Source organism: Planktosalinus lacus (assembly GCF_014640155.1).
Lineage (GTDB): Bacteria > Bacteroidota > Bacteroidia > Flavobacteriales > Flavobacteriaceae > Planktosalinus > Planktosalinus lacus.
This window is the reverse complement of sequence record NZ_BMGK01000011.1, coordinates 1-13,113: the sequence shown is the minus strand read 5'-3', so window position 1 is coordinate 13,113 and position 13,113 is coordinate 1. Positions and strand designations below refer to the sequence as shown.

Annotated in this window: 10 protein-coding genes and 2 tRNA genes; 6 read left to right on the top strand and 6 right to left on the bottom strand. The window is 38.4% G+C overall.

What is annotated here, in order from left to right; translation table 11 throughout:
• Positions 1–20: 20 nt before the first annotated feature.
• Entirely contained in the window at positions 21–2,447 is a 2,427-nt protein-coding gene (locus IEV69_RS12090) for a TonB-dependent receptor (RefSeq protein WP_188442817.1), read from the bottom strand.
• Positions 2,448–2,700: 253 nt separating this feature from the next.
• Here IEV69_RS12090 and IEV69_RS12085 point away from each other — a divergent pair, with 253 nt between their 5' ends.
• From IEV69_RS12085 to IEV69_RS12070, 4 genes are all read left to right on the top strand, one after another.
• On the top strand, positions 2,701–3,813 hold the full coding sequence (locus tag IEV69_RS12085) for a sensor histidine kinase (RefSeq protein ID WP_188442815.1): 1,113 nt from the start codon (positions 2,701–2,703) through the stop codon (positions 3,811–3,813).
• Positions 3,794–4,561 (top strand): LytR/AlgR family response regulator transcription factor, encoded by a 768-nt coding sequence (locus tag IEV69_RS12080; RefSeq protein ID WP_188442813.1) that lies wholly within the window; start codon positions 3,794–3,796, stop codon positions 4,559–4,561. Before IEV69_RS12085 ends, IEV69_RS12080 begins: the two co-directional genes overlap by 20 nt.
• A 358-nt stretch (positions 4,562–4,919) precedes the next feature.
• The gene (locus IEV69_RS12075) at positions 4,920–5,096 is read left to right on the top strand and encodes a hypothetical protein (RefSeq protein WP_188442812.1); all 177 of its coding nucleotides are present in this window, start codon (positions 4,920–4,922) and stop codon (positions 5,094–5,096) included.
• Between the two features lie 136 nt (positions 5,097–5,232).
• A complete protein-coding gene (locus IEV69_RS12070) occupies positions 5,233–5,745 on the top strand; it encodes an adenine phosphoribosyltransferase (protein ID WP_188442810.1) in 513 nt (170 codons plus the stop codon).
• Here IEV69_RS12070 and IEV69_RS12065 read toward each other — a convergent pair.
• The 5 genes from IEV69_RS12065 to proS all read right to left on the bottom strand — a co-directional run bounded on the left by IEV69_RS12065 (position 5,734) and on the right by proS (position 9,796).
• The gene (locus tag IEV69_RS12065; RefSeq protein ID WP_188442808.1) at positions 5,734–7,470 is read right to left on the bottom strand and encodes an agmatine deiminase family protein; all 1,737 of its coding nucleotides are present in this window, start codon (positions 7,468–7,470) and stop codon (positions 5,734–5,736) included. The two genes, IEV69_RS12070 and IEV69_RS12065, sit on opposite strands and share 12 nt — an antisense overlap.
• Before the next feature lie 269 nt (positions 7,471–7,739).
• Entirely contained in the window at positions 7,740–7,994 is a 255-nt protein-coding gene (rpsT, locus tag IEV69_RS12055) for a 30S ribosomal protein S20 (RefSeq protein WP_188442804.1), read from the bottom strand.
• Between the two features lie 37 nt (positions 7,995–8,031).
• Positions 8,032–8,103: transfer RNA gene (locus tag IEV69_RS12050), tRNA-Glu, on the bottom strand.
• 68 nt (positions 8,104–8,171) lie between these two features.
• Positions 8,172–8,243, bottom strand: a tRNA-Glu gene (locus tag IEV69_RS12045).
• 77 nt (positions 8,244–8,320) lie between these two features.
• Positions 8,321–9,796 carry a proline--tRNA ligase gene (gene proS, locus IEV69_RS12040; protein ID WP_188442802.1) on the bottom strand — a complete coding sequence of 492 codons (1,476 nt, stop codon included), beginning with the start codon at positions 9,794–9,796 and terminating at the stop codon, positions 8,321–8,323.
• A gap of 104 nt (positions 9,797–9,900) precedes the next feature.
• Between proS and IEV69_RS12035 the strand changes: the two genes are divergently transcribed.
• Together IEV69_RS12035 and IEV69_RS12030 are read left to right on the top strand one after the other, a co-directional pair.
• Positions 9,901–10,902 (top strand): hypothetical protein, encoded by a 1,002-nt coding sequence (locus IEV69_RS12035; RefSeq protein WP_188442799.1) that lies wholly within the window; start codon positions 9,901–9,903, stop codon positions 10,900–10,902.
• 31 nt (positions 10,903–10,933) lie between these two features.
• Positions 10,934–12,457: an OmpP1/FadL family transporter gene (locus IEV69_RS12030; protein ID WP_188442797.1), complete on the top strand. Its 1,524-nt coding sequence runs from the start codon at positions 10,934–10,936 to the stop codon at positions 12,455–12,457.
• Positions 12,458–13,113 lie beyond the last annotated feature (656 nt).

Genomic DNA, 13,113 nt, shown 5'->3' with positions numbered 1-13,113 from the left:
AGTTGTAAAGGAGGGTGAACTTATTTTCCACCAGCCCTGTTCAACTCCTCCAGGTCGGTCTGGCGGTTCTGTGTTTTCGATTTTTCATTACTCAGGTTATAACGCAAATTGATGCTTACACCTCGGTCTCCAAAGTACTGGTCAAGTAGAAACGCATTTCCATTAATAGTTGAGACCCCGGAGATATCCATCGTTTTAAGGATGTCAGTAGTTTTTAAAGTTACATCGAGCCTGTCTTCCATAAAAGAGCGTTTTAGACCAATATCGAGTCCGAACCGAGCATCTAAAGAATAGAGTCCATAGGCAACAGGCCCGGTGTAAGTGGCATTCGCTTCCATGCTTATATTCAATGGGAACTTCACCCTTTGACTGGATTGCACCATATAAAAGAACTGTTTGTTTTCAACCTTTTGACCATCAATTACACTACTGTATTCTTGTTGCGCCAAGACCAGGTTATTAGTCATATTCCAATTGGAAGATATTTTAACCGGTGCCATAATAGCTGCACTGTAGTTTCTGTAAGAGTCCAGGTTTCTAATGGCAAAAGCCGTTTCATTCGTTTCAGGGTCTTGAAAGGGCACCTCTATGATAAAATCCTGTGCCATATCATAACTTAAAAGAAGGTTGTATTTTTTAAAGAAGTTTTGATTCACCTGAAAGGAATTAGTGAACTGAGGCTTAAGACCGGGATATCCTTCTACATAAGTGTAGGGATCCAGGTAGAAAAGAAACGGATTAAGTCTTTTATATTGCGGTCGGGTGATCCTTCGGCTATAAGAATAATTTACGGTATAATTTTCACTTACTTGCTGGCTCAAACGGAGGTTTGGAAAAAATTCCAGATAATCCCTTTTTGCCAGGTTCTCAACTGAAGCTGACTTTCCTTCAGCAACCGTTTGCTCAGCCCTGATTCCCGCCTGTAATGTCCATGTTGGGCTCAACTGGCTGCTGAAATCAGCATAAGCTGCATAGATTTCTTCTTCATAACGGAACACACTGCTTCTTTCAGCATCAGGAATTAAAACTCCTTCTGCTTCGGTAAAAAACCGTAGTTCGCTCTCAGAAACCACTTTGCTGGCTTTTCCTCCTAGCTCGAGGTTTGACGTTTCTGAAAGTGGAATATTAAGATCTATACGGCCTGAAAAAATAGTGTAATCTGAAAAACTGCTACTTTGCAAAAGCTCGTTTTGGAGGCTGCCATCAGAAAATGTGTAGCGGTTCTTAAAACGGGATTCTGTGTCTTTACTTAGCCTGATAAAATCAAGATCAGCAGATAGAACAGTACCTAAAGTGTCCAGTTTACCTTCGTAATGAACATTCATTCTGCCATTGCCAAATTCTTCATTCAATTGATTTTTGGCATCGATAAACAGACTTTCATCAGTTTCAAAATTCTGTAAAAAACCTGAGTTATTCCAGTTACCGCTGCTTTTTTGATAAGACAGGTTTGCCATAAAACCCACTTGGTGATTAGTATCTATCTGATAATCGCTTCCCAATCGCAGGGAAGGTGTGAACTTCCTGGTTTCTTGCCTTCCGGTTTGTTCCAGTATGGCACTGGGGTCTTCTGTGTTAAAAATTCTTTTCATTTCCTGGTTCCTTACTTTTCCGTCTTCAGCGATGTCGAGGCTAAAAAAAGAATTCCATTTTCCCTTTTTATAGTTGAGGTTTACCCCTGCATTGTAATAATGCTGCTGATTGTAACGGTATCCGGCATAGCTGCTGCCATTAAAACCTCCGGTCGAATTTTTCTTCAGGTTTATGTTTAGAATACCGGCCGTGCCTTCTGCATCATATTTGGAGGAAGGGTTATGAATCAGTTCAATATCTTTTATATTTTCTGCAGACATTCCTTTTAATAAGGTCTGTAAGTCCTGTGAGGAAAGGTAGGTTTGTTTTCCGTCTATCATTATTGATACTCCGGTTTTACCATTCAGTTGAAATTCACCATCCTGACTTACAGAAACACCAGGTGACCTTGAGAGCGCATCATAGGCGCTACTTCCTGCTGCTAACGGAGTTCCGTCAACATTTACCACCATTTTATCTGGTTCCACCTTCACCTGGGGTCGCCAAACTTGAATCATAACCTCATCTAACATAGCAAGTGATTCCGGAAGGATTGTTTTACCAAAATCTTTGGTAAAAGCGATGTCCTTTACATGAAAGTCTGTAGAATACTTTGTTTGATAGCCTACAGAGCTAAATTTCAGAAAATACCTTCCTTTTTTAAGATTGTGAATCTTAAATAAGCCGTCCATATCTGTGGTGCTACCTGTAACAACTGTGGAGTCAGACAATTTCATTACTGCCACAGTTGCAAAGGGGATGCTTACGTCATTTTCATCATAAAGACTTCCGTAAACGCCACCTTCATTGGCAAATAAATTATGGGTTAATATTAAGGTTACTACGAATACTGTTAATTTTTTATACAACTTCATCGTTTTAAATTTTAAAGGGTTACTGTCATTTTTTTTGTTAGCTAACACCACAAATATGCAGCGATAGGGCCTTCCGGGAAACCGGAAATAGATGAAGCGGGATATAAGAGCAATGAAATGGGATTGCGGTACAATGAAATGGAAACCGGTTTCCAAAAAGCAGTCTATATTGCCGGTGTAACTAAGAGAGAAAGTCAGTTACCTGTTCATTTCCTCTTAAATTTGATTTTAAGTATATTTACCCTGAAAAATTATGGATTCAAGAAATTCAACTATTAACAAGAATACCCCAAGGATTAAAACCGGGTTAAAGCGATCTGGTCTGGTTCAGTTTTTTAAAAGATTAGGGATTGCTGCTGTTTCTGCAATCCTGGCTTTTACAGTCGTTATTTATTTACATAGCGGCACGCTATGGGATTTTAGCTTTGCTGGGCTCATTCAGCTTCTTTATAGTTTTCTGTTTTTTTTCAGCTTGTTTTGGGTTCAGGAAAAAATTTCCTCGATCGTAAATTCTACTTTTTTTCAGTCTACTCTTATATTTATAAGAGCTTTTTCGGAATTTTTTATGGTAGTGGTCAGTGCCCTTCTGTTAAACCTGCTATTAAACCACCTTCCTATATTGATCTTTTACACTCCCGACCAATTGGATCCTGATGGCTTGAGAATTGGCTATGTTTTTAGTGCTATTATTTCCCTGTTTTTCTATTATTTTGTTGAAAGGGAAAGAAGTAAAAAGAGACTACAGGCGGAACGATTGCGATCGGCCCGGCTCCAAAAGGAAAGTTTTCAGGCACAGTTGGAGAGTCTTAAAAACCAGGTGAATCCCCACTTTCTGTTTAACAGCCTGAATGTTCTAGGAGCCTTGATCCATAAAAATCCGGATAAGGCCGAAAAGTTCGTTGAAAAACTCTCTGATGTTTATCGCTCGTTTCTCGACCATAGCCCACAAATGCTGGTGCCCCTTCATAAGGAACTGGAAATAGTAGACGCCTATATGTATTTGCTGGACACGCGTTTTGAAGAAGCGCTCCGGTTTGAAAAAATTATACCGGAAGAAAAATTATCACTGCAGCTGCCTCCGGGTGCTTTGCAAATGTTAATTGAAAATGCTGTAAAGCACAACACGGCGACGATGAGAAAACCTTTGGTAATTAAAATATATACCGACGAGAAGAATCTTGTGGTTTCTAATGAACTGCAGTTGCGCAAAGAAGATGTGCCTTCAACAAAAACTGGTCTGGCGAATATACAAAGCCGGTATGCCTTCTATACTGAAGAAAAGGTTCAGATTGAAAAGGACGGAAATCAATTTACAGTGAAACTACCTTTATTAAAAGTAGAAACCTATGAAAGTAGTAATTATTGAAGATGAAAAACTGGCGGCAGAGTCTCTGCAGGAAATGATTTTAAAGCACAGGCCGGGGGCTGAAATGGCACCAGTCTTGCCCTCTGTGGAGGAGGCAGTGGAATGGTTTCAGCTCAACACTTTACCTGATTTGATATTTTGTGATATTCATCTTTCTGATGGTATAAGCTTTGAAATTTTTCGCCAGATCACTATTAAATGTCCTATAATTTTTACTACGGCTTACAATCAGTATGCTATTCAGGCTTTTCAGGTAAATAGCGTAGACTATCTTCTAAAACCTGTTAAAGAAGCTGAACTTGTTAAAGCCATTAGAAAGTATGAGGATCTTCAGAAAAATAATTTTCAGGACGAAATGGAGAACCTTAAACATATGCTTCAAACAGCAGATTCTTCCTTTAATCCTTCCAGGAAGACACGGTTTATGGTAAAATCAGGTCAATCCATAAAATCAGTTTCCAGTGAGGATGCTGCATATTTCTTAGCCGAAGAAGGAGTGGTATTTTTGATCACCTTTGATAATGGACGTTTTATTATAAATTATACACTGGAACAATTGGAAGAACAGCTAGATCCTGCGATCTTTTTTCGTGCCAACAGGCAATTACTGGTACATATCAAAGCCGTAAATCAGGTGAAGCCCTATTTTAAAGGACGCCTTCAATTGCAGATAGCACCTAACGGACCTGAAGACCAGGTGGTGAGCAGTAGTAAGGCAAGTTCGTTTAAACAGTGGTTGGATATGTAAAACTTTTTCTGTCCAAAAAAATACTTCTGGACCTGAAGCAGCTCAATAACAGAGATCACAGGGATATTACTGACCAATTGCTATTGCGACAGACTGGTTAACGCTTTTACATTAGTGATTTTGGGATTCAGCTTCAAAAACTTTGGTGTATTCTTTAAATCCCTGTCGAGGTTACATATTGATAGAATATAGACAGCAACTCTTCCCTCATCCTTTTAAAATGACTTTACTCAGTCAATTAGTTAAATTGTTGTTATTTATAAACTTATTAACGGTCTTTCTGTTAATTATATATGATATTTATTAGGCCTGATTTAAACATTCGGTAATACTATTAACAATCTAAAAACACAAAAATATGACCACAAAAGGAAAAATAGTAAAAGAAAGCGGTAAAGTAATTGGTAAAGAAGTCGCAGAAAAAACTGGAAAGGCAGTTTATAAAAGAAGAGGTACTCTTGCTGTAGTCTTTGGAGCATTGGCGGCTACCGCAGTAGGATACTGGGCTACTAAGGTAAGAGGTAAAAAGAAGTAATAATTCAACTCTTTATCAAACAATAAAACCTGCACTTTAGATGTGGTTTTTTTTTATAAAAACACCCCTTTTTTTAAGACTAAAATAGGGGATGTGGCCTATATTTTCTATCTTTAATCACTTTCAAAATACCTCTATGGATTTATCAAACTACATCCGCACCATCAACGATTTTCCTAAACCCGGGATTGTTTTTAAAGACATCACTCCCTTACTCAACAGCCCTGAGGCGACTTCAGCTTGTTTGGAGCAACTATTGGAATTGCTGGGCGACCGAAAAATAGATAAGGTAGTGGGGATAGAATCCCGCGGCTTTTTTTTTGCCACACTTTTGGCTCACAAACTTCAGGCAGGATTTATTCCTATCAGAAAACCCGGAAAATTACCTCATAAAATCATTCGGCGCAGTTATGCGCTGGAATATGGTGACGACCATATCGAAATGCATGAAGACGCTATAGAAAAAGGGGATCTAATATTATTACACGATGATGTATTGGCAACCGGAGGCACTGCAAAAGCGGCCTGTGAGCTTATCGAGCATTTGGGTGGGGTGATTGTCCAATGCAACTTCTTGATGGAATTGGAATTTCTTAACGGAAGAGATAAAATAGCAGGATATGATGTTCAGTCGGTTTTAAAATTTTAAAACCTTTTTATGAACTTTTCCAAACTCCCCCGAAAAAGTAACAAATAAAGCCCCTTTCCATTGAGGGTTTAGGTTCATTGTTATTTTTCCATTCCCGTTTTCAATGGTATTCTCATATAATTTTTGACCCAAAACATTGTGAATGGTAATAGTGATTTCGCCGGAAATATTGTTTAGGTTAAACGATACTTCTTCTGAAGCAGGATTTGGATAAGGTCCTGCAATATGTTGTTGTGCCCAATCTCCGGATGATAGACTTGTAATGTCAAAGGTCCAGTAACCTTCAGGAGCTACAATCGGTCTGGTCATCGTTTTTCCGGAATTGGCTTCAGCCCAGATATAATATTCAATTGAGGTAGCATTACTAGCTACGGTTAAATCAGTCACCCACACATCATCCCCTTCAAAGCTCATAACTGTTTCCTGATAATTTTGAGTTCCGCTTTCGCGCCAAAATACTTTTGCCGAGTTGATTCCTGAGTTGTGCTTTATCATTGCATCAACGGGAATGTCCATCGTTGTATTCACCTCTTCAATGGGCTGATGAACAATCCAAAGTGGGTCAGAAACCCCAATGGCGTGTGAGATGCAATGAATCGCGCCATTTAGTGAAATCAGGTTTTCGCCGGAATTATCAACATCTATCCCCACTATATTGTAGCCGGGCAGCAGTTCTTCATACAATGCAAGGGCTTCAGTATCTACTTCCGGTCTGTAAGTAGGGACAATCACTGTTCCGTTTACAAAAACAGAGTTGGTATAAGTCCTGTACAAACCGCCCGAATCCGGATGGTTTCCGCCTGTGCTGGGAGGGGCATCAATCCATTCAATCTTATAATCTGTTCCAAAGGGTGTCTGAAAGGTGGAAGTCACATAGTCAATATTTGCTTCAATTTGAGGACCGTCGGCCACTCCGGGTGGATATTTGCTAACCAGTATGGTTTCTTCATCAAGTAATTTCATATGCATATCAATATGATCAATGGGATCATAAGGAACTTGGTCCATTTTGATATAGTTTGAAATACCCTGATATTCAAGCATAATATTATCAATATCTGCTTCGCTTTTTGGAGTAACTCCATAGGGGTTTCCGGCTTCATTCTCTTCTAAAACAAGTTTTGATGCGAAAGCGTTTCCCATTCCATCAGACATAAAATTGCCTCCTGTATTGACCAGGTCATTACTACCAGAGTTAGTTATATATATAGGTGAATTTGTATAATTTGCATGAAAAGTGGGCATTTGATCATCCAGGGGTCGTGGCCGGTTGTAAATCCAGTCTACCAGTGCACGTTCTCCAACATCGTTTGTATAAACTGTATTACCGGCATAATCTCTAATCCATATTGAATTACTTGGAGCGTCCAAAAACTCTACATTGGTCATATCAACGCCATTTGATGTTAAATAGGAAGTGACAGCCCCTGAATTTTCTGTAGTTATTAAAACTTTACATTCTTCCACTGCAGCGGCTACGATTTGACGTAAAATGTTTTGAAAAGAAGGAGTCCATCTTATCACTAAATATTCAATTTCTTCCCATTCAGCCATTGTTCTTACGGGAAATTCTGGTGGTGGGGTGATATTTGTGCTCTTAAACTGAAACTCAGTGATCAGGTCTTTTTCACTTTCGGTGAAACCTTTTGGTAAAACTTGATTGTTTTGAGAAATAGCAGTAGTTGCAAAAAGCACTAAAAAAAGTGGAAGAAGTAATTTATTCATTGAAATAAGGATTAAGAATCTAAAACATTTTTGGTCACATAGATTTTCCATGCAAGAATGGCTAACTGCCATTTTTTTGCTTTACTTAAATCCAATCGTTGCTTTGTAAAGTTGGGGAGCAACCATTTATTAAGTACAGACAAGGTTTTGAAAAATGCTTTTTTCACACGCACAATGTACAAAAAATCAATGAAATATCAGAAAACAAAAAAACCCTCATCTAAGTTATTAGATGAGAGTTCTGAATTGATTTTATTGTTCCAAACTCTTTATGAAAGAGCTGCGATGTGCTTAGATAAACTTGATTTTAAATTAGCTGCTTTATTATCATGAATAATGTTTTTCTTAGCTAATTTGTCAATCATAGAAACAACAGACGGGAAAAGTTTTTCCGCTTCAGCTTTACTTTCAGTCTCCTTCAATTTTTTGATTGCAGTTCTGGTTGATTTGTGCTGATATCTGTTGCGTAAACGCTTTGCTTCGCTGTTTCTAATTCTCTTTAACGCTGACTTGTGATTTGCCATTTGTTTTTTTCTTAAAAATGTAACTATTTCTCTTTTGTAGTCCGTAGGGGAATCGAACCCCTGTTACCAGGATGAAAACCTGGCGTCCTAACCCCTAGACGAACGGACCATTGTTAGTTTTGGGTACTAAATTGAATTCAGTATCCAAAATAGTGTTCAAAATTTCAATATACTTTGTAGTCCGTAGGGGAATCGAACCCCTGTTACCAGGATGAAAACCTGGCGTCCTAACCCCTAGACGAACGGACCATACAATTTTCAATTGCGGATGCAAAAATACAATTATTTTTCAAAGTCGCAATTGGTTCACAAACTTTTTTTGAAAATTAATATGCTTTTGCAAAAAGCACTCTTTTTTCAGATGGTTTTCCACTGAAAACACAAACGCCAGATTCATTTTTAGCGTCAAGCGGAATACATCTTATGGTTGCTTTTGTTAGGTTTTTGATTTGTTCTTCAGTATCAGGAGTTCCATCCCAGTGCGCACTTAAAAACCCGCCTTTTGTTTCCAGGATTTCTTTAAATTCATCAAAAGAATTGACTTCCGTTATATGTTCATCCCTGTATTTAAGAGCCTTTTCAAAAAGGTTGTTTTGTATTTCCTTTAATAAATCGTCAATTTTATTATCAAGACCTTCTCTGCTGACAATTTCTTTGGTGAGATTGTCTCGCCTTGCCAACTCAACCGAATTATTTTCAATGTCTTTGGGACCGATTGCAATGCGCAAAGGCACTCCTTTCAATTCGTATTCATTGAATTTCCATCCGGGTTTCTGGGTGTCTCTTTTATCAAACTTTACCCGTATTCCTTTTGATCTTAATTCCTTTAATATTATTTCAGCTTCGTTGCAAACCGCTTCATATTGCTCATCATTTCTGTAAATTGGAATAATAACGACCTGATTGGGAGCCAAATTGGGTGGGATAACTAAACCATTATCATCACTGTGAGTCATCACTAAGGCACCCATAAGTCTGGTTGATACACCCCAGGAAGTGGCCCACACATAGTCTAATTTACCATCTTTAGCCGCAAATTTTACATCAAATGCTTTCGCGAAATTTTGCCCCAGAAAATGAGAGGTGCCGGCCTGAAGGGCTTTTCCGTCTTGCATTAAAGCTTCAATACAATAGGTCTCCAAGGCTCCTGCAAAGCGTTCGCTCTCGGTTTTAGTTCCTTTAATTACGGGAATAGCCATGTAGTTTTCAGCAAAATCGGCATAGACATTCATCATTTGTTCTGCTTCATCAATGGCCTCTTGCTTTGTTGCATGTGCCGTATGACCTTCTTGCCATAAAAATTCGGTGGTACGTAAAAACAACCTGGTACGCATTTCCCACCTTACCACATTGGCCCATTGATTTACCAAAATGGGCAAATCTCTGTAAGATTGGATCCATTTTCTATAGGTATCCCAAATGATTGTTTCAGAGGTGGGTCTTACAATCAATTCTTCTTCAAGTTTTGCATCGGGGTCTACAATGATTCCACTGCCGTCTTCTGCATTTTTGAGTCGGTAATGAGTAACGACAGCACATTCTTTTGCAAATCCGTCAACGTGACTGGCTTCTTTACTAAAATATGATTTAGGAATAAAAATTGGAAAATAGGCATTTTCATGACCGGTAGCTTTAAATTTACTGTCAAGTTCTGCTTGCATTTTTTCCCAGATCGCATAACCATAAGGCTTGATCACCATACAACCACGTACTCCTGAATTCTCAGCTAAATCTGCTTTTACGACTAATTCGTTATACCATTTGGAATAATCTTCTTCTCTGGTAGTTAAATGCTTTCCCATACCTTTAAAATTGGCACAAATATTGTGTTAAATAAGTTAAAGTACTATTTGTTTTTTGCAAAACTACTTAAATTTATAGTGTTGAACAATTAAAAACCATTGATATGAAAACTTATTATACATATAAATCATTCACCAGGCTGTTTGCTGTATTTATCACTGTTGTGATGCTTACATCTTGCGGAACTTCAAGAGACACAGGTTTTGAAGACAATGATGGGATATATGGTTCGACAGCAACAAATTATGAAGATCAGGAGTCTGAAACTGATAACAGAAACTATTACAAGCAATATTTTCAGGCTAAAAAGCAAGTCTATTCCAATGAGCCTGAAGGCGACATCATATTTACTGATGTAGAAGGATATACTTCAAATGATGCTTATGTTGATGAAGATGGCGTAGTTCACGAAGAAATGGATTACAATGAATCTTATGGACCCTGGGGTGAAGAAACTTCTGCTGTTACCGTAAATGTTTATAATAACAATGCAGGTTATGGCTATTATGGCTGGCACAGACCTAACTGGTGGTATACCGCCGGATGGGGTATTAGTTACTGGCACTGGGGCGGATACTACACCCCATATTGGAGCTGGAGTTATCCACATTACTGGTCTGGATGGTCTAATCCATATTATAACCCTTATTACAATCCATATTATTACAACCCTTATTACGGAGGCTATTCAAATTATGTAGCATATAACAGAGGCAGAAGAAATACAGATTATGTGAGATCCAACCGTACTTCCAACAGAAGTATTAATACTAGCAACGTGCGTTCTAACAGAAATTACTCTCGATCAGAAATTGAACGAAGGATTAACAATAGCAGGAATTCACAAAGCATTAGAAATTCGTCTCAAAGAACCAGATCAAATTCAGTAAGAACCAGATCCTCCAATAACCGAAATTCTAATGTAAGGGGAATAAATAATACAAGAACAAATAGTTCAACAAGAACAAGAACTTATACCAAGCCTAGCACGAATACGCGAAGTTCAGGTTCAACAAACCGAAGTGGTACAAATGTTAGGTCTTCAGGAAGTTCAAGCTCAAGTTCAGGTACAACTACCAGTAGACGTAGAGGTGGTGGTTTTTAATCTTTCAAAATTTTAAAACTTACTTAATCAAATGAGAAGATATTTTTTCTTAATCATAGCGCTTATTTTTGTTCAGGAATTTAATGCTCAAAACATCGTTGATGCTTTGAGGTATAGTCAAAACGGAGTTTTTGGTTCTGCACGCTTCAACAGTATGAGCGGTGCTTTTGGGGCATTGGGCGGAGACTTATCAGGCATGCAATTAAACCCTGCAGGATCAGCTGTGTTTCTCAATAGCTCAGCAAGTGTTTCCCTTTCATTATTTGATAAAAAAAATGAAACCAATTATTTCAATAATCTAAATTCAACTTACAATACTGCTTTAAATTTCAATCAGGCAGGTGCTGTTTTTGTTTTTGACAATTTTAACGAAGAGAGTGTCTGGAGAAAATTTACCCTGGGTTTTAATTATGAAATGACCAACAATTTTGACGACGCTCATTATTCATCAGGTCAAAGTTCAAAATCCATTGACTCCTATTTCTTAGGCTATGCTGATGGAATACCACTTAATTTACTGGAACTTCAACCTGGTGAATCCATCTCAAGCCTGTATCGGTTTTTAGGGGAAAATGAAGGCTTTGCAGCACAGCAGGCCTTTTTAGGGTATCAATCGTTTATCATTGACCCCGTTGATTTTGACAACCCAAACAATACCAGTTATCTATCAACTATTGCATCAGGCACTTTCAATCAGGAATTTCTATCTGAATCAACCGGATACAATGCCAAGTTTTCAGTAAATGTCGGTGCTCAAATCAACGACAATTTTTACTTTGGTCTAAATTTAAATTCGCATGTTATTGATTACAGAGAATCGTCCATTTTTTATGAAGTCAATAGCAATGAGGGTAGTTTAGTAAATGAAATTGGGTTTAGAAATAACTTAGCTGTAATTGGCGATGGATTTTCTGCTCAATTGGGCATCATCAGCAGAGCCACCGATTATTTTAGGTTTGGATTGGTTTATGATACCCCTACCTGGTATTCTATTTCTGAAGAAACTACTCAACAAATTTCTACGATTCGGGATGATGGAAATCAATCCATTACAGAAAGAATCAGGCCAAACATCATTAACGTTTATGAAGAATACACCCTAAAAACACCCGGAAAATTCACCGGAAGTGTGGCTTATTTATTTGGAAAAACTGGCTTAATCAGCGTTGACTATTCTTATAAAGATTATTCAAATATTGAGTTTAGACCCACCAATGTGACTGCATTTGCACAGGAAAACAATAAAATTGAAAATGTACTAAAGGGGTCTTCATCAATTAATATTGGAGGTGAATACAGGTACAATGCTATCAGTTTCAGAGGAGGGTTCAGATATGAAGAAAGCCCTTACAATGACACTAATGTTATGGATGATTTAACAGGCTATTCTATAGGGTTGGGCTATAATTTCGGATCCTTTAAAGTTGATTTAGCCTATATGCAAACCCAACAAGAACGCTTCAATCAATTTTACCCAAATTCCGCTTTTGGTAATGCGAGTATAATTGAAGCAACTGAAAACCTATTTACCTTAACGACTAACTTTACATTTTAAAAAAAATATTAACTATAAAAAAAAGGCTATTTAATTTTTTAAATAGCCTTTTTTTGTTGGTCAATTTTATCTCNGGGATACTACCTATGCCTATGATATTCCACGTATCGTGGTAACCGTCATTATTGGGCGTAAAATACAAGGGGTAGTCTATCACATTCACTTCAATCATTACAGAGCCACAACCCAACTTGTCGGTAATGGTCACTATGTGGCTCCCGGGACTTACATTTTCCCAGTAGCCTTCTTCCTGAAACGGTCCGTCGTCCAACTGGAACACATACTCGCCCAATCCTTCTGCCTCTGCCTCTATCGCGTGCTCTCCTGCAAAGGCCGAGGTCGCCGCCTGTGCACTGTAAGTAAACGGAGGTGAAGATACAATCACCGTGGTCTCTGCACTGCTCTCACAACCGGTCTCAGCGTCAATCACCGTCACGCTGTATACGCCTCCCTGGGTCGCAGTGATGCTGCCCTGGGTTTCCCCAAATTGCAACTCGCCGTCGATCTCCCAGATAAAAATGTATTCAGGAGTGCTTAATCCGGTGTCTATAACCGGTGGGGAGGTCATCCCAAATTCTTCGATGATCGGGTTGCCCAACTCATCCACACACAGCCTGTAGCTGTCTTGAAACGCTACAATAACTGGCAACGGATTG